Genomic DNA, 25,496 nt, shown 5'->3' with positions numbered 1-25,496 from the left:
CCGCTCAGCTAGGAACGCTGGCCACCGCCAAACAACCAGCCCCCGTAAAGCCACGCGTCAACGAAGACTGGAACCGCCGACCCAACCGGAGGTTTTCCAATGACGCAACGTATTCCCCGTCGCGGAGGTATTGACATGAGGCAACAGGGCCCTCAGCTGGCTCATAGTACGGGTTTGGTGGGTCAGTCTCCGGGGTAGCGCGGGATAGCGCAATCGTGCATGGGAGTTCGTAGGTACCAAGGAGTGCTTGGGTGACTCCTTGGGCTTGCCCTACACATTCCATCGACCGGATGAACCATCTACCGAATCGGCCGTACGAGGGTTTTAACGTTCCGGAAATGCGGAATGTCAACAGAGGAAATCTTTGCCTCATAGGTTTGAGTCAACGCCGGAAGGGCTACAAAATTCGAGTTGAATCGTACTGGAAGGGGTCTGGACTGTGAAGTCTCGAAACTTGGCTTCCCGTGGAGCTGTTGAGTCGAAGTCTCGAAACTCAGCGTCCAAGGAATCAGGTGCATCGTGGTCCGGAGCGCGGGAAACGGCTGATGTTGCGCGAATGTTTATAGGGCCGTATGACGCAGCCTGCCAACGGCCTGGTTGTTTTTGCCTGGAATCCCGTTAGCAGCTGATGTCGTGGGCGCGGCCAAGTCTTCCCTGCTTGGTGGCTTCGGCGTTCAGTGTGCGAGGCCCGCACCGATTTCAACCACCAAAACTCCGGCTCCGATGAGCACTATCCCGACGGCCATGAGTGGCGTCAGTGGTTCGTTGAAGAAGATGCGGGCCGATACTGCTGTGAGTGCCACACCGCAGGCTACCCAGATTCCGTACCCCACCCCAAGAGCAAGCCCTTCGCTCAAGGCCAGGCTAAGGAAGACGAAAGCAGAGAAATAGCCGGCAACTATGGGAATCAGCCAGAGTTTCTTCTTCAGTCCTTCCGAAGCCCGCAAGGACATGGTGGCGCTGACTTCCGTAACGATGGCCAGGCTCAGGAAAACCCAGCTCATGTCGCATCTTTCGCTTCTTGGACGCGCTTGGCTTTCTGCGATCCAAGCTCGACTGTTACGACGCCCGCGAGGATGCACAGCATGCCAAGACCCATCAGCCAAGTAAGGGTCTCGTCAAAGATGAGAGCGGACAAAATAGCCGTGGTGGTTACTCCACCTGCGCCCCAGGCGCCGTAAGCGACACTGATGGACATGCCCAAGCGCAGGCATATTGTCAGCAGTCCGAATGCTGCGATGTAGCCGACGACGACCAGCACGTACCAGCCTGGCGTTTCCATGGCGGCTTTGAGGGCGAGGGTAGCGCTCACCTCTGTCAGGATGGCACCGCCGAGTGCCAGCCACTTCTTCACTCTGCTTCTCCGCCCCGGGTCAGCTCCATCAGTTGCGCCAAAATGACGGATCGATCGGCTGCGCTCGGTCTAAGTACCCCGCTGGCTTGCGCGGCCCATAAGCCATCCGCAGCCAAGCGCGCGGTCATGAGCCGGCTGCGCTGCCCAGGGGGCATACCCTCGGGCAGCGACAACCAAGGCTCAAGTGGGCCAGTCCAGGCCGCTTGCAGCTCAGGCCAATAAGCGGACTGAAACCAAAGCGCCCATTCCGCGCGCATGTTTTCCCCCTGGGCCGCAGCCTGAATGTAGGCCCGGTACCGGTCAGCTACCGTTGCCGTCTCCGGGCTCGTGCCAAGGAGGTCAATCATTCTTCGCCGGAGTTGGTGGGCGGCATGTTCGACCAAGGCCACCATGAGTGCTTCACGGTTTGGAAAGTGGTACATCAGGCCAGGCTTGGTTAGCCCGGCTTCGCTGGCAACCCGCTCAAGGGTGATGGTGGCACCTTGGTCCGAGCCGGCTACGCGTAGGCCTGCGTCAAGGATTCGGGGGCGTTGGCTTTCTCGCACATCCAAACTTTACCATCCGGAAGGTAAAGTTTGTCTGACGTAGGTGGTGAGTTCGTCCTAGTGGCTTCCATAAACTGCACCCTCATCGTGGCGCATACGTGCGCGTGACAACGATGTGGAGCGAGCCGGTTTCGATCGCGCGAAGGTATTGAGTCGACGCGGCTGTAGATGTCGTCGCTGACCTCGAATGAGCCGAACCACCACGGGCCTGGAGAACTGGATCTCATCATGGCCTGCCGGTGACACCGATAAGCGTTCTTCCGTCAAGCTGGCTTGCGAGGGCAGCAGTCATGGCAAGTTGAAGCCGTTTCGGTAGGCGGTGTTTTTGTTGGTGTTCCAGCCTGCGATGATGCCGGCGCCCAGCATGTGGTCGGTGAGGCGTGCGAAGCGGTAGCCGGGATTGGTGTCGAGTGCGAGTTGGAGGTATTGATGGGCTTTGGATCCTCTACCTTCCCACCAGTTGATATAGCCGATGGTGGTGAGGATGGGTGCTGCGTGTTGTGGGGCTGTGAGGGTGTAGGTGTGGGTGAGGAGTTGTTTGGCCCATTCGATCCGAGACCAGTTCGGTGCCGTGGTGGTTTGGGCGAAGAGGATGTGTTCGGGTGGTTCGTCGATGCCGGGGATGTCTGCCATGAGCCGGTCGCGGATGTGGGGGAATTGGTAGTAGGCGATGAGCTTCAGGACGCTGTCGTCGGTGGGGTAGTCCTTGGTCTCCAGCATTGTGGTCCAGAGCTGGCGTGCGTCACGGGCCGCTTCAGTTGGTGACCCGTTGACGATCGTTTCCATGTGGTGTTCGACGGCGGCCGCGTGTTCTTGCTTGTCGGTCGCCACCGGGAGGGTCACCTGGTTCGAAGCTGCGATGGTGCTGCCGCGGTAGATGAATTCGGCGTTAACTTGGGAGTATTCGGTGGCGCTGAGGGGGATGGCGATGTCGGGCCCGGGTGGGGTGTCGTAGGGGGAGTACGCACTGTCGGTGACGTAGATGCCGTCGCGGATGGTGATGCCTTCCTGGGCGAGGACGCCAGTGAGGGCTGCGATCGTGGCCCGGTGCGGCCTGGCCTCGCCGGGCTCTGGCGGTTGGGTCGTGTAGAGGGCAAAGACGATGCATGTCGCTCGTTCGTCCGTGGTGAGGTAGGCGGCGACGGTGCGGGCGAAGTGGACCTCGTAGCCTGGTTGCTTGGGGAGGTCGATGCGGAGTGTGGCGCCGACTTTGTCCATGTCGAGGGTGATGCAGACGAGGCTTTCTTGGGGCCAGAATCCTAGGGTGTGGCCGATGAAGCTGAGCAGGTCGGCGGGGTCCTTGATGGTGAGCGCATTCATTGTCCTGTCTCCCTTATGTGTTGTCTCACGTGACTCGCAGTGGATACCGCTCGAGGGGACCACCGTGCCGATCGCGGCGCAACCAATAGGCTCAGCGAGCGTTCGGCTATTTAGAAGGCCCTACGGCAGAGATGCATCTGGTAATTCATGCGGATCCATAGCCGCGGCACCATGACCGTTGACGTCCCAAACTTCATCCCGCAGTAACAGGTCCAGCCAGGGACAGTGGTGCTGCTTTGCAGGTTGATCCCACCGATCGCGCACATGGGCGTCAGAGTGCACGGGCTTGGTTAGCCCAGACAGTCAGATGCCTATAGGAGAGGGGGCTGGTCGAAGACGCGACATACGCGCCGTTATCGGCAGGGGACGTAAGACGGGGCCATGCATATCTGATGCAACTTGAGATGGACACCGCAGAGTCCCCGCCCGCACTTGAGTAAACACCGTCACGCGTCTGTGTCGGTGCCGGCGTCAAAATCTCTCGTCCACGGAACGGAGGTTGCTGAGTTCCGGGATGACTCCGGGGCTGTCCTGCGTGGCTGAGCCCTCACACATTCCCCAACTCGGCCGCGGCCATGTACATGTCTCTCTGAGGCTCCTATACAGCGACGCGTACTGAGGGTTCATATAGGATGGCCGGGGCCGCCGGGCAATGGGCGCCTTGAAAAGAAGCGGAGTCCTTAGAAACCATGGCTACTATCCCTGAGTTCCCTCACGCTTATTCCTCAGAGCTGAGTGTGTCTTCGGCTACCCTCGACCGTTTCGGACGTCGAAACGATGATGGCCTCACAGCGACAGTGGCTGAATACATGCGCAACTCGGGGTTTGTCATAGAAGTCACCCAGCCGACTGGACTTGGTGGGGGAGGGTTCATCGAATACAAAGTGACTGCCGGTATGATCGTCACTGCGGTAAAGGCCTTAGGAGCCGCGGCGCGTTGGGCGGTAGACGCAATAAGAAAGAAACAGCAGGCAAAGCTTAATACGCGCTTGCCGCCTGTGTGGATTCAGTTTTCCGCCAAACATCAGGGTGGAGCGGTGCCGCTACCGGACGCAGGCTTGCTCGTGGGCATTATTGCTGTCCTCCCTGGGTTGCTTAGCCATCTGGAGGAGAAGTTTCCGAATCGCCAGTTCATCTTTGGCGGCGTCTCCGATTGGTATGAGGCACCCGAAGATTCCTCTCAGTCCCGAAGGATCGTCTTTGAAATAGCTGGGGCGGATCTCAGCCCTGGCCGCCTTCTTCGCATGGCGCAGATACTTGAGGACAACCTGGCTCACTCCGAAGTCATAGTCCGGCTGGTAAGAACCCGGAAATGGCTGCCGCGGAAGGTAGAAATCCAAAAATCGAAAACTCTTTGTGGCCAGGATGATTAGACCAGTCAAAGCCTGCCATCAGTCAGTGCCCGTATGTGAGCCTCTAAGCCTTGGGAGTTCGGTTGGCGAAGTCTTCGGTGTAAATCAAACGCGCTACATAAGTCCGGAAGTTTCGCACCTTGCACGGAATCAGGCAAGCCGAGGTGGGATCAGGCAGACTTGCCAGCGACGATATGGATGGGCTGGGTTTAGTTCACCGATAGTCTGCCACATCAGCGAAGCTCCCGGGGCAACACGGTGGGGGCGAATTACTGTGGACATCGGCATTGGTGGAGGCGGTTCGGACATCAGTTTGGCAACTTGTGCGGCTAGCTTTTCTTCCAGCACGGGAGGAGCTACTTGCGCGGCGAGTCCGCTGTCGTTGTCTTGTAGGAACCAGAGATGAAGTCCATTGGGGTACCTGACTAGGAAAAGGTCCGCGTTCTCTGCGCTTCCAACGTGGCAGCCGGCTCTGATACGGGTTACCTCTTCGTTCCAGCGTCGAAAATACTGGCCGGGCGCCGGCGGGAGGTACGAGTTGTCTTGCCTGACTGCCTGTTGGAACGCGGTAATTTTACCCCTGCGCGCGAGGCCCTCGGCGCCGAGGAAAATCTGAGTGGTCGCCGGATACTCCCGCATATTAGCGGCTAACCGATCGCCGATGTATTGCTCAAGCGCTTCCAGGCTTTCAAAGGCAGCTTGTATCATTCGATCATCAGGGGTGTGGCCCCCATGCACGGCCCTATTGCGCAGATCAGCTAGATTGACCCGCCAGTTACGAATAGGCCCTGGTTGTTTGGTGTTCCACTGGCCCCCCAATCGGCCGGCGAACTGTGAGGTCACTTTCTTGGTGACCGTATCTTTAGTATCTAAAATTTTCGCCACAGCAGCGCTGTCCAAATCTTCCTCCCACATCATTAGGAGCATGATCTCGACCAGCAGCGCCTCCGCGGCGGCGCCGGCCAATATGATGGCCGACAGGTTCTTGCCACACGCGTATGCCATACGTGCTTCTCGTCGCATGTCACTGAACGCCGTGAACAGATTAGGGGAATAATCGTTGAACGCTTGGCTTAACTGTTTGATCTTTTCCTGGGGCAGCTCGGGACCCCGAAAACTACTTGCATACTGCTCGTCCTGGTTCGCCACGAACATAGTCATCTCAGGTTTCGCGAATATCTCACCGGAGGAAAGCACGACGGGGAGGATCGCCGGAAGGCTCTTTCTCACTACGAGACTAAGAGGTCTCGTTGTGACTATGTGGTGCGACCTCTGAAATGAGCGCAGGATACTGAGTGCATTGTCGAAGCCGGTTGACAGTCCATCCTCATCCGCTAGTGCTAGCGGTCCCGTGATCTCGGCGACGGTGACGCTTCGGGGCCTGTGAAAAGACGATGTACGCTCCTTCCCTCTTCCGCCTAACGTGTCCATGACGGCGGCGAGAGCTGTATCTGGAGTTTTGTGTTCGGATTGGTGGAATCGCACCTGCGTACGGAACACACTTTCCAGGCCTTGACGCTTCCCCATAGACACAGACGGTGATTTGTCTCTTGGATCCAATACCTCAGCTATCGGCACCTCGTATAAGTGCGGAACGTCCAGAGGCTCAGGCAGTGGGATGAAGTATGCCACGACGGCTGTTTCTGGGGTCCACTGGCGACGCAGTGAGTGCGGCACGGAGTAGCGAGGCCACCTTGAGATTACGGGGGCAATGAAGTTGAGGCTCAATTGCCGCGGGCTCTTGCTCGCCACTTCATCCATTTTTATTCCTTCAACCTGCCAGTCGATGCAACCACAGCATCAAGTCTGCTCCAGTCGTTTAGAGCAGGGCGTTACCCGCTTCTAGTGGTTCAACCTCCAATGACCAAATACTATTGGCGGCCCCAGGGTATTCGCACGCGCGACCCGTTCAAAGCCGCGTGGTACTCCGCAGATAACGGACAACCGTTTTTGCGAGGGTCCGCTTTGTTGAGTTTCACCAAGACACATCGACGCCGGTTCACTACCATCGGTTTGGACGAATTTTTGAATGCGCTAGTCACCTGTGACTCGTCGGGCAGCGAGGATTCAGTGGCAGTAGTACGGTGCTGTTACTTCTCCTTCGCCTTCAGATGATCATTCAGCACCTTAAGACACTCAGCCGCGTGCCGGTGGCCCATCGTGGAGGCCTGCCCAAGCAGCCCCAGTGCTTCGTCGTAGTCCTCTCGTTCGGCTGCAATCATGCCTAGTTTGGTTATTGATCGAGGTTCCTTCATGCTTGCGGCCTTTTTGAATAACTCCTCTGCCTCCTGCTGTTTGCCCTTGTCTTCAAGGTCGTCAGCGAGGAGGAACATCGCCAAAGGAAGTCCTAAATTGGATGCCTGCTGATAGAGGGCTGTTGCTTCCCCCTTTCGATCCTCCTCTGAGAGAAGAAGGCCGAGGTTCACCATGCTCTGGGCATCGCCGTCGGTAATTGCTTTTCGGTATTGCACTTTGGCTTCTTCAATACGGCCGCTACGCGCAAGGAGGACTCCCAGACAATGTATTCCGAAGGTGAAACCCTGTTCGGCCGACCTTCTGAGTAGCTTCTCGGCGCCGTCGAGTTCTCCGCGCTCAGCCATTCTTTTTCCCTGTAACGCCAGCCCATATGCGTCACCTCTATCGGCCGCCATCGTTGCGAGCCTCTCGGCTTCGGCGTGGTTCCCCATACCCTCCATGTGCGAGGCAAGCACGGCCATGGCCGCCGGGTTACCATGTCGGACCGCCCGAGACAAGAGACGTTCAGCTTCTGCGTGTTCGCCCCGTCGAGAAAGAATGAGGGACAACTGATGCATCCCTGCCCCATTGCCCCTGGCCGTCGCAGCCCTGTAGAGGGCCTCGGCCTGCTCCTGCCGACCCTCGCCCTCTAACTGCATGCCATAGTTGGTCATCCCAAGACCGCTGCCTGCGACAGCGGCCCGCCTGTACCAGCCGCGGCCCTCGTCCTCTTCCCCTCGGCGCATCATGATAAACCCCAAATTGGCCATGGCATCAGCGTCGCCATTGACTGCGGCCTCTCGGAGCAAACTCTCGGCTTCCTCCGTTCTGCCACTACGTAAAAGGATGACCGCTAGGCCCGTCATACCATGAGGGCTGCCCGCCTCAGCTGCCCTACGGTGTAGGGTTTCTGCCTCAGCGATTCGATTTTGCCTCTCAAGTGCCGTTGCGAGGTTTGCCATTCCTTCGGGGTCGCCCATTTCTGCTGCTCGAACGAAAAATCGTTCAGCTATCTCCTGGCGCCCCAGCATATGTGCGGAAACTCCGGCAGTGTTCAGTCGCCCAGGTGAAGCATCACTCTGAGCTGCTGCCTCCCACACTTCGTTCGGAATCGCCTTCCTAGAGGACGCTACGTGGTCCACGAGGTAGTCAAAGGGGCGGAGGTTACCGTCGCTGGCCCGGGCAATGAGCCTGTAGGTGCTCCCGCCTGACGAGTTATCGGTGGCCCATGCCAGACCTGACCGTACTTCCTCAGGATCTAGCGGTGAGGAAGGCTCTGCGAGATAGAGACCGCTAAGCTTGATAGCTGTTTCCTCCGGTATGGCCTCACTAATGCCCGTTCGTTGCCAGTCAATGGCAACAAGTACGAGTGCCGCTCCAATTGGGGTGGTAACACGCCCGCTTTCTAACCTCTCAACGGCCAAGAACCCTCCTCCCGCATATGTTCCCAACCCGTGCTTCAGGATGCCGTCGCGGATCCGTGGGATCGGACTAAGGGCAGCTAACTTATTGCGTTCCTCCGGGGCATTCTTAAGGCGTACGACGCGAAACCTAAGGAGGGTGTCCCATTGGGTCCGGGGCATATCATCACTCGGCTGAAACCGTTCGTAGAAGATTTCTCGCATGGTAGCAACGACCACATTTCCAGCTTGTTGGAGCTGGTCAATCCACTTAGTCTTCAAGTTCTTCGGATCAGCGAGGTACCTCTCGAGATCGTCCAGCCACACTATTGATTCCACAGGGATTTCTCCCGCATTCATCAGGGTTGCGAGGCCATCAGGAATGTCCGGAATGACAACCTGGCGGTTGGGGAAGAGCTCAGCGACCAATTTGGACGCCATTCTCGTTTTTCCTACCATGGAGTCGCCCAGCACGAGTACGGGCCGTTCCTCTTCAAAAGCCTCCACGACCTCAGTTTCGGCGTCACGGTCCAGGTAAGGTATCCCCACCAGCGACTCGTGGACCCCCCAAATGCTGAGGGATACATCCTTGGCCAGCGGTGCATCCACTGCCTCGGGCCCGCTGGTCCTCATGGCTTGCTGGCGTACTCCGGCACTGGTGTCTTTGGCCTTTGCCTTGTCCTTTGCCGCCTGGACGACAACACCTCCCGCCACGCAGACGATGGCAAGCAGGCCAAGCACCCAAGCAGGCCAACCGACGCGACTGGTGACTGCGGTTCCCGCAGCGAAGAGTCCGGCGAAGAACAGAAGCCAAGGGGAGAGTTCGCGGCGCTTTCTTGGGTGCCAACTTGAAGACACAGATTCCCCCTGGAGATCGTAGTTCGAATAGGACCGCTGGTCCTTCCAGAAGTGTAGGCATGCCTTCCGTCAGACATGAAGGTGGAATTCGTGCCAAGCCAGGCCACGGCAGTTCAGCCAGCCGAAGACGCGGGCTCCCGGGGCTGTTACTTGTGTATCCAGCCAACTCGCCTTAAAAGGTCGCTCGGGCGGGAAGAGGCGGACGTTACGATCGGCTCCGCTGTGGCGGAGGTGGTCCCTGCTGACTTCCTGGAGGCCAGGCCTATAGGTTGGTCATGCAGGTCGCTGTTCGTTTTTCCATGAGGCGTTAGGCGAGGAGGGACCGGCCACCATGATGTTCGTCGATTCCAGCAGAACGGCCGCACCGTAGTGCGGTGCTTATCCGGCCGGTCCGGTTCCGGAGGCCTACTCATCAAATTCGAGCGGAATCGCGCCCTTCACGGACGGCCGTTCAAGCAGCCCGATTGGGTGGCCGAAGTGGGCAAAAAGAGGGTGTGCACAATGTGCACACCCTGGGCTTCGGATCGGGTCGTACTGGTGCCGGACTGGCTCGGATTCCGCATGTTTCCGCCACGTCCCAGCGATAACAAGGAGGGGAATCGCGTTCGAGTCCCACCTCGGGCACGGCATACCCCCTCGTCAGAGGGGGTATTTGCTTTAACGTGTGTACATTCTGGTTGGTCAGGTCCCTCTGACACTGGCCGCGGGGTGTGCCTGGCGCCGCGGGTCGCCTGTGAAGTTGTGGGGAGCGGGTTCAGGGTCTTGGCTGGTGGGCCCTCCGCTTGCTCTGAACTGGGGCTATAGGTTCCTTTATCGATCCGTCTGGTCGGCCGTGGTTGGCCTACACCTCTTCATGGGTAGAAGGACTGGGCACAACATGACTTCAAGATCCTGCGTCTCGATCGCTTGGCTTAGGCTCGTTCCTAGAGCGAGAAGGCCGGGCAAGCGAACGCTTTGTCAGGCCAAAGGAGGTGTGGACATTGTCCACACTTAAATCTGCTTTTTGGGCGGGCAGGTATGCTTCGGATTTTTTACTCACACAGCTTCATTGATGGTCGCAATCACGACGACATGATTGGGTTTGAGGACAGGGACTCTGCAGCGGACGGTTGGCCCTGGCCGTAAGCGCGTCTACAGAGCAACCCGTGCCCAAATCCCCTGCCAGTGGGCCTCTCCTAGGGGGGCGAGAACATGATCACGGCAACGCCCAGCAGGCAGACCAGGGAACCAATGATGTCCCAACGATCGTGACGGAAAACCGTCCTAGGTCATGCCACATGCGAGTGATTCTGCGACGAGAAAGCCACCATAAGCGGCTAGGATCCTGCCAAGGTGCGCGTCGGGCTGCAGGGTGGCGACGAAACCATAGATCCCCGAGGCTATGATGCCGAGACCGGACCACCAGGCTTTGCCTTCCCGCACCGCTTGCCACAGCAGCCACGCGCCCCCGATTTCAGCCATAGCAGCGAGTGCGAACAACAACACGGACTTGGCAATTGGGCATGACCCATCCTGTCATTTGTGGGGACTGGTCATGATTCCAGACCTTGATGGAGGATAAAAGCAGTAGGAGAACCAGCAGCGGCATAAGAACGAGACAGGGAACGAGTCCCCACCGACGATGGTCCTCGTGATGGAGCCTAATGTCATCGTGACCAAGAAGGGCTTGTTCTGGCCCAGGACAGCGAAGCTCTTGTCTCTACTGAAGCGGACGAAGGCCCCGAGCATGGGCGGGCAGGGACACCGGCAGGGAGAGTCTGTCGGCGATTTTGATGTCGGTGCCCTTGGCACCATCGCCGACCATGACCGTGACCAAAGAGGCTGGCTCGAGGCGCGCTCAATAGTGCTGCCGCACCAAAGACACCGCGGTATCAATCCGGGGATGGTGGTGAAGCAGAAATGCGTCGGCTGTTCAAACCACTTCGTTCCAAGCTATTTTACGGCGATACGATCATTTCGGTGAACACCAGCTTGCAACAGAAAGCCGGGGCATCTCATCCAGGGAAGTCTTGCCAGCCATGTGGCCTGCTCCATTCGCAGTCCGTCGGCGGCAGCGGTCGAACCAGTGGGCGCCGGTTCACATGCTGCGGCGAGAGAGATTTCAGCCGGTCGTATCTGTGCCCGGACTGAGGGCGGCAACGTCCACGACGATTGCTTGTGGCTGCCTGGGCTATCAGGAAGTCCGCAACCTGTCTGATTACCGCGGGGGCGCTGCGGCTATAAACGTTCTCCCCTCACTTCGCCTCCCAGCCTACGATTGTTTTGGAAGCAGCGTAACGACGGCCTGTCCAGGTACTAGCTGGCCCGACTGCACAAACTCCTCCGGACGACCAGAGAGTTCGGCGATGAGGCTGGCTCGAAGTTTAAGGAGCTCCGTGTGGCAACTGGGGTCTTCACTGAGATTCCGGGTTTCCGCGGGGTCGTTGTGGAGGTCGAAAAGTTGCTCGTTTCCATTCTTCGAGAACCAGATGTATTTCCATCTGCCTGCTCGCACCCACTGGATGGACTGGCCTAGGAGTACGTGCTCACCATGTAGGTAGGGCCGCAATTCAGCATTGTTGCCCTGCTGGTCAGCTTGCGTAAGGCCGAAGAGGCTAATGCCGTCGATGCTTCCGGGCACTGGAAGATGTGCCGCGTCGAGCAGAGTAGGCATCAAGTCACGAAGTTCAACGACGGCATCGACCCGCTGTCCGCCACGTATTCCCGGGCCGGATATTAGCAACGGCACGCGAGATGACCCCTCGTACGGATATCCTTTACGCCAGAGGTCGTGATCACCCAGCATCTCACCGTGGTCGGACGTAAATACGATGTACGTGTCTTCCTTCAACCCGAACTCTCGAAGTACCTCCATGAAGCGGGCAACCTGATGATCGATATGCGTGATGTTGCCGTAATAACCGGCACGGGCCCGGTTCAAAGTCTGCTGATCGTATGCCGCTACGTGGGCGTCTGGCCGATTATCCGTCCTATACCACTCAAGGTCAGCAACCCAGTCGCCCATTGGGGGTTCATGATCTGGAAGGTTCAAATACTGTTCAAACGCCCATGCTGGCGGATTATATGGCGGGTGCGGGCGGTGGAAGGAGAGGTATAGGAAGAATGGAACGGTTGGGTCTCGGCGGTATAACCACGAGATTGCTTCTGTCACGACCCAGTTGGTGGGGTGAAGGGATTCCGAGCGGGACCAGGGACGTGCGACAACTGAGTTGCAATTTATGCCGTCGTCAAAATAGTCCGAAACTGCGCTTTCTCCCGCTTGGCTGCGCAGCCAAACCAGATAGTCGTCGTACCAATCGACTTCGCGACCGCGTTTCCTGGCAAAATTTAGGTATCCGTCATGAAGAATAACGTTGTTAAACCCAATGCGTCCGCGTTCAGGGTAGTAATGCATTTTCCCGATCGCCTGTGTTTGATATCCAGCCTTCGTGAACTCTCCCGGGAGTGTTAAGGAAAGGTCGAAATCAACGCCGTCGGTATAGCCAACCCTTCTGTGGGAACGGGCGGCAAGTCCCGTCATCAGGGCCATGCGGGCAGGAACACAGGTTGGCGTGGATGAATAAGCATTCGAGAAATTTGCGCCTTCTGCGGCGACTGCGTCCAGATAAGGTGTCCTGACAATTGGATGACCGTTGATGGAGAGGCAGTCTCCCCTCCATTGATCGGTACAGATGAGGACTACATTGGGAGTGCGCGCCGTCGAGCTAGCTTGAGTCATATAATGTCACCTTTGCATTCCGCTTCTTCAAAGCTCGTACCGTCTATGTCTCCTGTGGGATTACTAATGTCGCGTCCGGATAGCCGTCAGCTCTGACTGTGATCGTCACGGGGCCTGGCTGGGCTCCGGCACGAACGACCGCGAGGGCTTGGCCGTGATAGGTGAACGCGACATTTCCAAGGTAGTCGCAGGGGGCTTCAGGATTGGCCGATCCTAATCCCTGCAGTGTCGCAGGCCCTTGCACGGTGACGGCTACTTCCACATCTGTATTCGGATTGGGGCGGTTTTCCTCGTCCACCAGCGTGATCTCTAAGTGCACGAGGTCGACAGTGTTGGCGGTGACCGCGGACCGGTCGGCTGAAAGCCTCAGTTTGGCTGGCCTGTTAGCGGTTCTTAGCTCCCGGCGGCCCAGTTCGGCGCCATCGCGGTACGAAACGACTTCCAGGCGCCCGGGTTCGAATGGGATAGCCGCCTGTACAAGGTAGTCGCGGTTCACTCCAACCTTTTCGGTGGCCACAACTGCTCCGTTCAGGACGAACTGTACTTCATCACCGGAGGCGTAGGCTTCGACGTGGATGGGAGTTCCTGGAGTGACATCCCAGGTCCAGGACGGTACAACATCTGACCAGGTCCAGGCTTTGGGTTCGATCACATATCCGTCATCGCGGGGTTTTCGTACGGCAATGTAGGGGACATCGGTCAGTCCAAAGACGATTTCTCGGTAGTAGGAGATGGGCTTGCGGTGGCCTATGAGGTCGATGTCTCCGCACACGGCGGCGATCCATGGGTAGGGGGCGCGATGTTCCTGGAAATCTTCGGGGTACACGTGCCTACCCGTACCGACCTCACCCAGGAAGTCCCACCCGGTCCAGGTGAAATCACCGACTACGTTGTTTCTGGCGAGAATCATCTTCCATAGCCGATCAATGTGTGTCGGAAATGATTCTGAGTTGAAGTAAATGCGACGGGGGAATTCGTCTTGGTCGACTTCGTAGCGCGCGTCTCCATAATTCAGACCAACGATATCGAGCACGGATGCCGGCTCCAGCAGCCGCTCTCCGAGAAGTTCCGAGGCCATGACCCTGTTCATGAGGTGTGTTACCTGGCCCAGGTAGTCGTTGAGCCCGCGAATCGTGGAGCTGTCCTGGTCTACCTCGGCGCGGAGTTCCGGGACTTTGTCCCTGGCCATGTACATGCCCTGCAAAGCATGGGTCACGATCCGGGTTGGGTCCTGCTCACGGGTACGCTCTGCAAGCAACCGCCCCCACCGGGCGCCATGCCGGGTTCCCGCTTCAATAATTTCGTTTCCGATGGAGTACATGATGACGCTCGGATGATTGAAATCCTTCGCCACCATGGCGTCGATATCACGCTCCCACCACTGGGGGAATGATCGGGAGTAGTCATCTGTGGATTTGGACACCGCCCACATGTCGAACGCCTCGTCGAACACCAGCATGCCCAGCCGATCACAGGCGTCGAGCATCGCCACACTGATCGGATTGTGTGCCGAGCGTATCGCGTTGAAGCCCGCATCCTTCATCCGCTGAACCCGCCGCACAGCGGCGTCGGCGAATTCCGCTGCTCCGAGCACCCCATGATCGTGGTGGACCGCCGCGCCTCGGAGTTTGATGGTCTCTCCGTTCAGGCGGAGCCCGCGGATGGGGTCAACTGCGAGGCTCCGGATGCCAAACGTCGTTGATTCACGGTCGATGGGTCCGTTCTCGTCCTGGAGGGTAACGGTTGCGCGGTAAAGAGCGGGATTATCCGGGCTCCACAGGGACGGATGCCGCACATACGTCCGCTGATGGGAAGTCAATGTTTCGTATGGCAGGAGCGTGACACGGGATTTTTCTGAGACCACTTCCGCACCTGTGTCGTCACAAAGTTCGAGCACAACATCGACGGTACGAGTAGTTGCCCCTTTATTGGCGATTGTTGATCTGACCACGACAGTGGCAAGCTCTTCATCAACGTCGGGGGTGGACACCCGCAATCCGGTGGGGATGATATGGACAAGTTCACCGATAAGAAGATGCACCGGGCGGTAGAGCCCTCCGCCTGGATACCAGCGTGAATCTTCATGGGAACGTGCGTCAACACGGATGGTGTTGGTCTCTCCGTAGTTCAGGAAGGGGTCTGCCTCGATGTGGAACGAGGAGTATCCGTTGCTCCACTGGCCAGCAAAAGCTCCGTTGAGGTAGACCATGGCGTCCCGGTGAACGCCCTCGAATTCAAAAGTGATGCGTTTGGTCGCCCAGTCGGAAGGGACATCGAATAGCTTCTCGTATGTCCAGGAGCCGCCGTCGAAGTAGCCGGTTGGTGCTCCGCCTGTCCCATCCGCCGTTCGGCCGCTGGCGAGCATTGCATCGTGCGGGAGGTCGACGAGATTGTCACTTGGCGGGGCTACCCGAATCGCTTCATGGACTGAAACTAGAGGGCCAAACTGCCACTCTCGGTTGAACGGGATGCGTTTCATCTACTATTCCTTCATTTCATGGTTTGCCGTCTTCGTTCAAACGGCACTTATTTCACTCCGCCTGCGGCGAGGTCGGAGCGCCAGTAGCGCTGAAGGATGGAGAAAGCGATGAGCAGTGGAATCACGGCCAGGAGGGATCCTGTGATCGTGATGTGGTAAGAGATTCCCTCGTTCAGACGCTCACGCCAATTGACAAGGCCAACTGACAGGGGCTGAAGGGTGTCGTTGTTGAGCATGAGCACGGGCAGGAGGTAGTTGCTCCAGATTGCGACGAACTGGTACAGGAAAACAGTCACCAGGGCGGGCGACATGATGGGCAGACCGATCCGCCAAAAAATCCGGGCTTCATTGGCACCGTCGATACGGGCTGCTTCGAGGAGTTCGTTGGGGATGGCTTGTTTTGCGTACGTGGCAGCGAGGAATACTCCGAAAGGGCTTACGAGACTGGGCAGGAGAACTGACCAGTAGGTGTTGACCAACTGGATTTCGCTGAACATCAGATACAGGGGGAGCGCGAAGAGGATCGCGGGCACGAGAACGGCGGCCAGGATGATGTTGAAGACCAGCTTTCGGCCGGGGAACTCATACTTGCCCAGAGCATAGCCGGCCATAGCTGCGAACACGGTGGCGATGGCGGCACCTCCGACGCAGTAGAGCACCGTATTTCCCGTCCAGACGGCGAAGATACCGTTTTGCTGCGCGAAAACGTCAGCGATGTTTTCCCATAAATTGAAGTCGGAGAACAGCATGGGATTGGTCGTGAACATGTCCCCCCTGCTTTTCGTTGCGCTGACGATAAGCCACCAGAGGGGCACCAGGCTGTAGACCGCGAATGCGGCCATCACGACGAAGGAGAACGTGCGCGCCGAGAACGGGACGCGTTGTTGGCGCCATGGCATTCGACTGGTTCCGCGGGACTGCGTTGGGCGCCGGACTGTCGTGCGCGGGGGAGCGGTGGTCATGAGTCAGCTTCCTTTCGCTGAGTGAATTTGAGGAATCCGAACGACAGGACCAAAGCAACTAGGGCCAGGATGACCGATTGAGCGGCTGCCAGGTTGTAGTTGTTGGATGCGGCCTGTTGTTGCGCCGCCATGATCGGCGTGAACGTCGAGGAGATTCCTGGTGCCACTTTGGACAGGATCGCGGGATCGTTGTACAGCTGGACAGTGCCAATGATCGAGAAAACGGCGGTGAGGATGATGGCTGGCCGCACTGCGGGGATTTTGATGTGCCATGCGGTGGCCCACCATCCGGCCCCGTCCAGGCTCGCGGCTTCGGTCAGGTCTTCAGGAACTGCCCGTAGCGCCGAGTAGATGATCAGCATCTGGAAGCCTGTAAAGCCCCAGGTCATCATGTTCCCGATCGAGAAGAAGACCATGTTGTTGGCAAGGAAGTTGACGTCGATGCCGATGGCCCTCAGCCATCCGCTGAGAGGCCCGAGATCCGGCTGATACAGGAACGACCACATGATCGCCGCGATGACGCCGGGGAAAGCGTACGGCAGGAAGTAAATCAGTCGGAATCCGCGCCGGAAGGGTGAGAAGGCAGAGTCCAAAAGAAGCGCCAGGAATAACGCAATGGTCAGCATGAGAGGGACCTGCACGATCCCGATCAAAAATACGCGTCCGAAGGAGGCTATGAAGTCGCCGTTCTGCAGCGCGACCAGATAGTTCCCGAAGCCCGCGAAGATGCTCTTGGAACTCCCGACGCCAAGGCCGCTGCGTTCCGTTTTGAAGAAGCTCTGGTAAATCGCGTAGAAGATGGGAGCAACCTTCATGGATAAGAACATGATCGCGAACGGTACCAGGAAGAGCAGCGCAGACACCGTGGTCTTCCGGCTCAACCGTGATTTGGGGGGCTTAGCTGTTGTCGTTCCTGGTTGCACGGGCCGCTGTGCGGAGAGGGTGGGTGCCTTCATGGCTAATCCTTTTGGTGATGAATGGAGCCCGCGGCACCCAGCTGGCTTCACAACTGGGCGCCGCGGGTTGGGGCTTTACTCCTTGACGCTCAAACCTTGGCTTTTCAGGTCAGCGATCGTGGATTTCTGGAGTGTGTCAAGCAACTCAGAGATGGTTCCCTGTCCCGAGCCGATGACTTTCAGACCGTCATTCAACTTGGGTTGAAGGCTGGTCATGTTCGGACCCCACACCCACTGCTCCGGTATGTTGCTCGCGGCTGTGGAGAAAATTTCAGCGGTCTTGTCAGAATTAATGAAGAAGTCCGACCCTGCTGTTAGCGCAGGCAATTTCTGGCCACTGATGGCAGCCGGGTAGATGCCCGTATCATTGATCAGGCTTGTCACGCTCTCCGCGTTGGTCGTCATCCATACCGCGGCCTCAGTGGCTTCTTTCGGGTTCTTGCACCCCTTCAAAACAGAGACTGACCCGCCGCCGCGGTTGCCGGAAACCTTTTCGCCTTCCTTCCACTGAGGCATGGGGGCTACTGCCATCTTGCCTTTGAGTCCTGGAGCGTTCTTCTCCAAGAGGGCGCCGGTCCATGCAGCACTGACGTAGGAAAGTATCCGTCCGCTCTGGAGGTTGGTGTACCAGGCCTGGTCGAAGGCTGGCTCGGGGACAACGAGCTTCTTGTCAGCCAAACCCTGCCAGTACTTTGCCACCTTCTTTGACGGGTCATCGTTGAGGGACACCTTCCAGGCATCATCTGCTGTACTGAACCATTGGGCCCCGGCCTGTTGAGAAAGCGCGCCGAGGTCGTAGGTGTTCAGCGGGAAGGTGGCCAAGTAGGCAGCAGGATCCTTCGCCTTCACCTTTTCGGCATCAGCTTGGAATTCGTCCCAGGTTTTCGGAACTTCAATACCGTACTGCTGGAACAAATCTGCCCGGTAGTAGAGTGCCATGGGTCCCAGACCCACGGGAATGCCGTAGACGTTTCCGCCGAGGCTGGAAAGCTGCCATGCCACAGGTGAGTACTGGTCTTTGCTGCCTTCGGCATACTTGGTGATGTCCTCAAGCGAACCCGACGCCGCAAAGCTGGGAATGGTGTCGAAGCTGATCTGGCCAAGGCACGGAGCGTTGCCGGCTTGGACAGCGTTCAGCATCTTTGAGTAGCCGCCGGCCGAACCCGCGGAAATCTGGGTGTACTTGATCTGGACATCTTTGTGTGCAGCGTTGAAGATCGCGACTGACTTCTCCTGGCCAATCGCCGCCCCCCAGTACTCGATGGTCACTGGTTCACCGGCAGGGCCAGTCTCGGCCGGGCTAGAGCTGCTTGAACAGCCCGTTAGAGCGGTTGCAGTCAAAATGGCAACGGCTGCCGCCGCGCATGTGTACCAACGTGGTGCCATTGAAACTCCTACTATCTATGTCCCCTGTGGGATTGGTGAGTTATTCGTGTAGCAGCGCTTGCCCGGATCTGGTGCCTGGCGGCCCCTAATCAGCCGTTCGATAGCATCTGGGTCGTGGTTTCGCTTCGTGGCCACCCGGTCGGCGGTCAGGTTCTGGCCGCCGGGGGCGGTCCCAGAGGTTGGGAGCCGGAACGAGTTGAGATCCAAAACCTGTCTCTCATTAAGACGAGTATGAAGCTGTCGACCGCTACAAGGTACTGACTTCATCACGGCCATTAATTGTGAGATGAATCTCGTAATTGGGAAAACTATCTCACTCCGGGAATGCCTTGTCAATGCCTTTAGGCCGCTCCGAGGTTGTGATTGCTAGCGTCAGACGCCCTGGGCTTGTTTCACGAAAAAGGAACCCCGCTCGCGACGTGGCCTATCGCCACGCCGCGCCTGGCGAACAGCAATATTGGCCGCGGAAACGACGGCAAGGAGTCCGCCGAGGCCCTCCCGCAGCAATGACGGCTCTCCTCAAGTCCGCGTCTCTGCGGTCTCAATCTCTCGGTTATGGACGAGGGCCCCGAAGGGTCTTCGGGCCTCGCAACGTCCGTGTGCGAGTCCCTGAAAGCGCGCAGCCTCGAAGCCCGGCCCTGGCACCAGCCCTGGAAGTGAACTCATGCTGGACTTTGCTGTGGAAATATTGTACTAATTGGTAAACTATTCCTACTTTCCGCACCCACACTATCGATCTGCGACTCAGCAGGAATCAGGATGACGACATGACTTCCGAGAAGACCTTTGTCAACTACGGCTCGAACAGCTCAGACTCTGCCCAGCGCATACTCTTGGCCTCCCGGCGACCGGCGTCCTTGGGATCGACACCTGCTGGCGCCATTGCCTTGTCGATGGGAGAGCCTGACGCAGGGACACCAAGTCCCATCGTTGAGGCAGCGGTTAGGGCCTTGCGTAACGGCAGGACACGCTACACAAATCTCAGTGGAGCCCCCGAACTCCGCCGCTCCCTGGCTGAAAGGCTGACAGTTAGGTCCGGTCAGAATGTCTCGCCGGAGCAGATTGTGGTCACCCATGGAGGAAGCGCGGGCCTGGCAGCTTCGATACTTGCCCTGATCAACCCGGGAGATAAGGTTTTGATTCCGGAACCTACGTACTCGTTGTATGCGGACCATCTGGCCATGGTCGGTGCCGAGGCAATCTGGGTTTCCAACCGTGCCGACGGAACGCTGGATCTTGAACGGCTGGCTCGCGAAGCGGCTGATACGCGCATGATTATTCTGTGCAATCCAGGTAACCCAACAGGCCGGGTCTACAGCATGGCGGAACTGCGGGAACTGGCAGTAATTTTGGAGGCACATCCTCATCTTCTGCTTCTTTCCGATGAGGCCTATGCCGACATCGTCTTTGACGGCATGAAGTTCCTATCTGCCTTGGAACTCCCTGCCGTTGCAGATCAGGTCATCTGCTGCAGCACATTCTCCAAAACCTACGCCATGACAGGATGGCGGCTGGGCTACGTAGTCGCTTCACGCAGACTGTCGGAGAAGATCAATCTTCTCCACCGAACAATTAACGGTTCCATCAATACCTTCGTGCAGGACGCCGCCCTCATCGCTTTGGAAACACCTGCTGAACACCTCCGCGCAATGGCTGAGTCATACCAGGCACGCCGCGACATAGTCGTCGCCAAGCTTTCCGGTATCCCGGGACTCAGCATGCTCCCGCCCCAAGGTGCGTTCTATGCCTTCGTCAAAATCGATTCAGTTCTCACCTCCGATGAAATGACCGCCCGATTCGCAGCGGCCGGAGTAATCGTCCGTTCCGGCAGCGAGTTCGGGCCATCCGGGGAAGGACACGTTCGCCTCTCATTCGCCACCGACCCTGAAAACCTTGAACTCGGCTTGGACCGGTTCGTGGACGCCGCGCGGAACTTCATGTGAGAGGAACTGCCCGGCTTTCAACCTCCCACCACCAAACCTGTACGGCCCTACGGACCGTACTGGGAAGTCCACGAAGTTCAACGCAACTTGTCGATGGAGGGGGTTGGCTGGGGCGGAAGTCCGTACGGGAACCGCTTGCCGCTATTTCTTGCGCTGGATAAGCTCCCGGAGGCCTGCATCATTAGCATTGCTGAGGGCTTCCGTGACTCAGGTCCACGGGCACTTGCGGTATTCCGTGGACTTGCGGGAATGAGCACGCCGGCCTACCAGCGTTGCGGTTCTTTAGGAAAATAATTCCGGAAGAGTTCCCGGGCGCGTTTGCCGCGGTAGGAAAGGTCTCGCTTGCGTCAGAGGCTTAGCGGAGGTTCCCAGAAGCGGGTTTGGGCGCTTCTAGCCGAGGCACGCGACGGCTGGCTGTGGCCTGATTCAAAGGATCGGAATCCAAGGCGCACTCCGGCTTACCGAAGACCCTGGGCATCGTTACTGAGCAGATCTCCACCCGGTCCTTCACCCATGGCGTTCGCCCATCCTTGGAGAGACCCGGAAAGTGCTTCCAGAAGCTGGTTCGCAATTTGCTCCGGCTCCAACTTCTCCGTTTCACTGAGGTCGAGGATTTCGCGGGGGTCCGAGAGAGCGTTGTTCAGGAACAGTGCCTGCCGAAGCAGCGTGTCCGGCAGGCCGAGATCTTGGAGAAGTCCCCTCAGGGGCTGTTCCCAGATGGCTCGGGAGGCGGCGATGACCGGGTCGCCTCGATCCAGTCGATCGAGGTATCCAAAGCGAGAGCGTAGCTGGACCATGACTTTGCCGTGTTCCAGCACCAAGGTGATCCAACGTGACAGTACGGCGTTGTACAGTTCGCTCCCCGTCAGGGGGCATTCGTGGGCGAATTGGCGGAGTTCCTCAGTCGTGTTGATGGTGTACGCCTCGAGCAGCTCGTCCAGCGACGAGAAATAGCGGTAAGCGGTGGCGGTCCCGATGCCCGCACGAGCCGCAGCGCTTTGCATGGTCACACCGGCTGGATTCTGATCGATCTCTTCACCCACGGCGCGCATGAGACTTTTCATATTTCGACGTGTGTCACTTCGCAACTGACCGCCGCCTTTCCTTCGGTTCTCGGCCGTACCGCCGGCAATTCTCCAGGGAAACGTTCGAGGACGCCCGGTCTAAAGAAACTGTACCCGCGTCACTTCCGCGCAGCGATTCCCCTGGGTCTTCGGCGCCTGGAAACGTGCTGCAGACTAACATGCAGCTTTCTCTTTCATGTCGAGTGCGTGTTGGCTTGCCCAACACGAGGAACCGTGTCAGATCTCAGCCATGACTGGAGAAGCCGGGTCACGACGGGCAGCACCGAAACTGTCATGATCGGCGTAAGTATGGTTGTAGTTACCAAAACCCTTGCAGTTGTCCACAATCCGCTCCACGCGGGGTACAAGGCTTCAACCAGAAGAGCAAAAATCAGGCTGACAGGGAAGAAAGCAAGCCAGACACTCACCGCTTGCTTCCAGCGGGCAGGTCGGGGTGGGGGAGAGGGAAGACCTTTGTCGGACTGAGGCATGGAATCAAACCAACCCTCGATTCCAGTAAGTTTCTCCACGCTCCGTTCCTCGATTAGCCCGACTCCTTGATCAAGCCATCCTTTGCGGGAGCTGGAACTCTCCCACTCGCTGAGGCAGGAGGAGTCTGCAAACCGGTAAAGCATGTACCACTCGTCGCCGCGGGTTGAAGACCGGATCCATCCGGATCCAAGGAAGCCTGGCCAGCGGCTGGCCAGATTTACCCCAGACTGAATCCAAGCCGTCACGTCATCGGCGCGTAAAGGGTCTACTTTTCTCGTGACAGACACAGTCACCGAAGAAGATTGAACGTCTTTAGTTGAAGCCATGTTCCTCCATCCACCGGGACTCTCTTGTGTGGTGCACTCGTGCTTTGCCTCCCATGCGGACCATGGAGTAGGCGTGGGACCAGATACCGACATGAACGCTGGCCCGAGCCTTGGCTTGGGCTACGGATGCTCTCTCAAGGATCTTGAGAATCAATCGGTAATTACATCTCAAGTAAGAATATGTTATCTTTAGGAAAATGGCTACCGGATCGAGATTCACGGCCTTCTCGGTAGTACTCTCGCCGTAGGAAGCAAAATGACCCTTGAATGTAGCCTTCTGCTCAGTTGACGGGCGGGAATGGGAAGCCTCCGCTCTGGAAGCGGTACCATATTCGCGTTCCATCTGGTTGCGTTCCGGCCTCGTCTGCATCGGTTGCGGAGTGGCGGCACGATTTCAACCGGCGCGCAAATCGCGCGCCGCGACGTTTCTCGCCGACCACAATCCTGAATGCCCTGCTGTAGCCCCTACTCAGAGCGCGTTTCGATTTTTGCAGTAGAAGAGATGCGCTCACAAATGATGCACGCGTAGTTCAGTGGCAGGTTGAGTTCTTGGGCGCTTACAGCCGGTGATACAGCGGTGACTTATCCCAGGAGCTTACGGAGAAACAGCAACTGCCTTATCCAGTGGTGTTCCTGACCCCCTTCATGGTTGTTAAACCTGTACACCTCAATCTCCTTCGTTGGGCCGGCGCTGGACTCATCCGGAGTGGCTGAGCCGTAGTAATTGAAGCTGGCAAAGACAGTGGACGGCGGGCAGATATCGTCAGTTTGCGCTGCCGAATAGAGCGCCGGCGCCATTGCCCACCGTCCAAGGTTGACACCGTCGAAATAGCGGAGGACTTCAAGTACGGGCTCATACCGGTCCCGGTGGCGGGCCAGGAAGGCAGCCATTTCCGGGTATGGACCACGCGGAGTGATGTCAATGGCTCGAGGAAAATCCTGCAAGAACGGGACGTCGGGCAACGCGGCCACGACGCCGTTGAGCCGGCCGGACACGAGCCCGGCGACGGCCACAACTATGCCGCCTCCTTGGCTGAGGCCGGCAAGGATCACCCGTGCTGGGTCCACCTCTGGGTGGGATTGCGCTGCCTCCACTGCCCGGAAGGCATCCGTATACACCCGCCGGTAGTAGTAGTCTGCGCGGCTGCCCACGCCCCGGGTCATGAGACCGGCATAGCCCACACTGCCGGCGGACGGATGGGGATCGGCCGTGTCACCGAGAGCAAAGCCGTAGCCCTGGCCGCGGGTATCCATGATGAAATGCGCATACCCCGCCTGGGCCCACCTTGTTTCCTGGTTCACCAGACCCCGCCCGCCGGAGTAGCCGACATACTGGATCACGACAGGCAGCCTGGAACCTGGCTCCCTGGTGGCGGGCAGATGCAGCCAGCCCTTGATGGCGTCCCCGCCGAATCCTGCGAACGTCACGTCAAAACTGTCAATGACGGAAAGGTAGTTCTCCACCGGCTCAAACCGGGCGTCTAATGGATAAGTTCTGGCCTCCCCGATCGTGGCGTCCCAGAATTCGGGAAGGTCTTCCGGCATGGTCACATCGGAGGTGTAGCTGCGTAGCTGGGCCAACGGGAGGTCAAAGAGGGGCATATGCGCCTTTTCTGTTGTTGTTGAAGTTAATGGCCCCCAAAGGGAGGTGGATCTCCGATTTGTCCCGCCGCGGCCACGGAGCCAGGAACCCAGCTCGCCTGCTGGGTCGCTCGACGCGGCCGTGGCTGATGTGTCTGCCTATTTCAGCGGCGATATCGAGAGCTTCGCCGCATCGATCGAGTTTCTGGTACGACCTCTGGCTAGAACCGCGGGACTAACGGGAACTGTCACAGGATCACTTCTTAAGTAGTTGGCCGATCCGGTAGGGAACGAGTTTCTTCAATAAAAGTGAAGTCATGGTCCGACGGATTCCTGGGCAGTTGCTGATCTCCTGGCCCACCCGAAATAGATCTTCCGCGTTCTGGGCTACTACGCGGAGAAGAAGGTCAGCGTCGCCGGCCATCGCGTGAACCTCTATGACTTCTGGGATTCCATGCAGCGCCTGTACTGCGACATCCAGCGATGACTGTTCGACTTCGGCCGTCACAAGGGCCATCATCGGTAACCCCAGCGCTTCAGGCGTGATCCTAATGCTGTTAGGGAGAAGGCAATCATCCGTAAGCCTCCGCTCGAGGCGGCTCTGCACCGTGCCCCGAGCCAGTCCCAGTCTTCTGGCGAGAAAAAGCATAGGAACGCGAGGGTCATCATCAAGGGCGAGGAACATGGCCTTGTCAGTGCCATCAAATGCGTGCATACCGCTCCATTAGTGATCAGGCGGACAGTGGGGTAACGACCAATGGCCATCCGGAAACATAGTGTCAGGGGCCCAAGTAGAAGGTGCGAGCTCTGAACGCGGTTAGAAGAATCAGGCCTTATCGCTGCCAGCCGCAGTGGTCGCTGAGCGACCGCGTCCGATCACTATGTCTTATTGCCGGCCCATGCAGCCTGCAGTCTTTGGATTACAGACATCGTGCTGCGCCAGCCGAACGGAGAGAAGTGGAAGGGACCATTCAACGATCTGGCGCGTTTGCGTCGTCTTTCCATTTCAGGGCCGCCCTGGTCATTCGGTAGGACATCTTCCCATCCAGTTGGCGGGGTTCAACCCAGACTTCAACGCCTTCAGCGGCATCAAAGAGAGCTCTGGTGTCCGGCCCGTCAGCCGCCAGCCATATCAATGAGGAGTCAGACATGGCGTCATCGACTCTGCCTGACCTGATCAGATCTCCATTTTTGTAGGTTTCTACGATGGCACCGATGAGCAGATGCCACTGGTCGTGTCGGTAGTTGGTCATTTTCATTTCCACGGATGGCGACGGCGTAATGGGGAAGATTGATGCGGAATCCCAAAGGATCTAGAGCGACGTAGTGCCCTGATCCCTGGTCCGCCTGGGCCAGTTCACTCCCTTGTCACAGGCAGTCCTTCTGGCTTGTACGGAGGAACATGCTTTTGAGGTGAAGGTCGGTTCGTCCACTGATCCGTGGCTGTATTTCCCGTGGCTTTGACGGCGAAGGCAAGCGCCGGGCCCGAACTGCTTTGACGTTGCGAACCGATATGTCGGTCAGC

Annotated in this window: 17 protein-coding genes and 1 pseudogene; 2 read left to right on the top strand and 16 right to left on the bottom strand. The window is 58.0% G+C overall.

Translation table 11 applies throughout. The features are described 5' to 3' along the window. Positions 1-674 precede the first annotated feature (674 nt). The 4 genes from AC1DD7_RS23485 to AC1DD7_RS23470 form a co-directional block, all read right to left on the bottom strand. Positions 675-1,004, bottom strand: a complete 330-nt coding sequence (locus tag AC1DD7_RS23485) for a DMT family transporter (RefSeq protein ID WP_131134408.1) — start codon at positions 1,002-1,004, stop codon at positions 675-677. Continuing rightward, a complete protein-coding gene (locus AC1DD7_RS23480) occupies positions 1,001-1,354 on the bottom strand; it encodes a DMT family transporter (protein ID WP_165478342.1) in 354 nt (117 codons plus the stop codon). Before AC1DD7_RS23480 ends, AC1DD7_RS23485 begins: the two co-directional genes overlap by 4 nt. Further along, positions 1,351-1,899, bottom strand: coding sequence for a TetR/AcrR family transcriptional regulator (locus AC1DD7_RS23475; RefSeq protein WP_165478343.1), 549 nt, complete (start codon positions 1,897-1,899; stop codon positions 1,351-1,353). Before AC1DD7_RS23475 ends, AC1DD7_RS23480 begins: the two co-directional genes overlap by 4 nt. 288 nt (positions 1,900-2,187) lie before the next feature. Beyond that, positions 2,188-3,219 carry a DUF4192 domain-containing protein gene (locus AC1DD7_RS23470; protein WP_131134410.1) on the bottom strand — a complete coding sequence of 344 codons (1,032 nt, stop codon included), beginning with the start codon at positions 3,217-3,219 and terminating at the stop codon, positions 2,188-2,190. Between the two features lie 797 nt (positions 3,220-4,016). Between AC1DD7_RS23470 and AC1DD7_RS23465 the strand changes: the two genes are divergently transcribed. Continuing rightward, positions 4,017-4,592 (top strand): hypothetical protein, encoded by a 576-nt coding sequence (locus AC1DD7_RS23465; RefSeq protein WP_131134411.1) that lies wholly within the window; start codon positions 4,017-4,019, stop codon positions 4,590-4,592. Positions 4,593-4,721: 129 nt separating this feature from the next. On the opposite strand, the gene AC1DD7_RS23460 is transcribed toward AC1DD7_RS23465, so the two are convergent. The 8 genes and pseudogenes from AC1DD7_RS23460 to AC1DD7_RS23425 form a co-directional block, all read right to left on the bottom strand. After that, positions 4,722-5,801: a hypothetical protein gene (locus AC1DD7_RS23460; RefSeq protein ID WP_131134412.1), complete on the bottom strand. Its 1,080-nt coding sequence runs from the start codon at positions 5,799-5,801 to the stop codon at positions 4,722-4,724. 860 nt (positions 5,802-6,661) lie between these two features. After that, complete coding sequence (locus AC1DD7_RS23455) at positions 6,662-8,947, bottom strand: tetratricopeptide repeat protein (protein ID WP_131134413.1); 2,286 nt, start codon at positions 8,945-8,947, stop codon at positions 6,662-6,664. Positions 8,948-10,239: 1,292 nt separating this feature from the next. After that, positions 10,240-10,525, bottom strand: a pseudogene (locus AC1DD7_RS23450) (YnfA family protein). A gap of 790 nt (positions 10,526-11,315) precedes the next feature. Further along, positions 11,316-12,782: an arylsulfatase gene (locus tag AC1DD7_RS23445; RefSeq protein WP_477516793.1), complete on the bottom strand. Its 1,467-nt coding sequence runs from the start codon at positions 12,780-12,782 to the stop codon at positions 11,316-11,318. Between the two features lie 43 nt (positions 12,783-12,825). Continuing rightward, positions 12,826-15,261, bottom strand: a complete 2,436-nt coding sequence (locus AC1DD7_RS23440; RefSeq protein ID WP_477516792.1) for a glycoside hydrolase family 2 TIM barrel-domain containing protein — start codon at positions 15,259-15,261, stop codon at positions 12,826-12,828. Between the two features lie 47 nt (positions 15,262-15,308). Then, positions 15,309-16,223: a carbohydrate ABC transporter permease gene (locus tag AC1DD7_RS23435; RefSeq protein WP_442017882.1), complete on the bottom strand. Its 915-nt coding sequence runs from the start codon at positions 16,221-16,223 to the stop codon at positions 15,309-15,311. Then, positions 16,220-17,179, bottom strand: a complete 960-nt coding sequence (locus AC1DD7_RS23430; RefSeq protein ID WP_477516791.1) for a carbohydrate ABC transporter permease — start codon at positions 17,177-17,179, stop codon at positions 16,220-16,222. Before AC1DD7_RS23430 ends, AC1DD7_RS23435 begins: the two co-directional genes overlap by 4 nt. A 75-nt stretch (positions 17,180-17,254) precedes the next feature. After that, positions 17,255-18,448, bottom strand: a complete 1,194-nt coding sequence (locus AC1DD7_RS23425; RefSeq protein WP_442017884.1) for an ABC transporter substrate-binding protein — start codon at positions 18,446-18,448, stop codon at positions 17,255-17,257. A gap of 884 nt (positions 18,449-19,332) precedes the next feature. Here AC1DD7_RS23425 and AC1DD7_RS23420 point away from each other — a divergent pair. Then, positions 19,333-20,508 (top strand): pyridoxal phosphate-dependent aminotransferase, encoded by a 1,176-nt coding sequence (locus AC1DD7_RS23420; RefSeq protein ID WP_477516790.1) that lies wholly within the window; start codon positions 19,333-19,335, stop codon positions 20,506-20,508. Between the two features lie 458 nt (positions 20,509-20,966). Here AC1DD7_RS23420 and AC1DD7_RS23415 read toward each other — a convergent pair whose 3' ends face one another. From AC1DD7_RS23415 to AC1DD7_RS23400, 4 genes are all read right to left on the bottom strand, one after another. Beyond that, entirely contained in the window at positions 20,967-21,572 is a 606-nt protein-coding gene (locus AC1DD7_RS23415; protein WP_477516789.1) for a TetR/AcrR family transcriptional regulator, read from the bottom strand. 1,400 nt (positions 21,573-22,972) lie between these two features. After that, the gene (locus tag AC1DD7_RS23410) at positions 22,973-23,992 is read right to left on the bottom strand and encodes an acetylxylan esterase (RefSeq protein WP_477516788.1); all 1,020 of its coding nucleotides are present in this window, start codon (positions 23,990-23,992) and stop codon (positions 22,973-22,975) included. Between the two features lie 235 nt (positions 23,993-24,227). Continuing rightward, positions 24,228-24,686: an Lrp/AsnC family transcriptional regulator gene (locus AC1DD7_RS23405; protein WP_477516787.1), complete on the bottom strand. Its 459-nt coding sequence runs from the start codon at positions 24,684-24,686 to the stop codon at positions 24,228-24,230. 256 nt (positions 24,687-24,942) lie between these two features. After that, positions 24,943-25,224, bottom strand: coding sequence for a hypothetical protein (locus AC1DD7_RS23400; RefSeq protein ID WP_477516786.1), 282 nt, complete (start codon positions 25,222-25,224; stop codon positions 24,943-24,945). Positions 25,225-25,496: the final 272 nt, after the last annotated feature.

This window comes from Paenarthrobacter sp. 10L412 (genome assembly GCF_056395565.1).
Note: the sequence above shows the minus strand (reverse complement) of the source record. Positions and strands in the feature narration are given on the sequence as shown.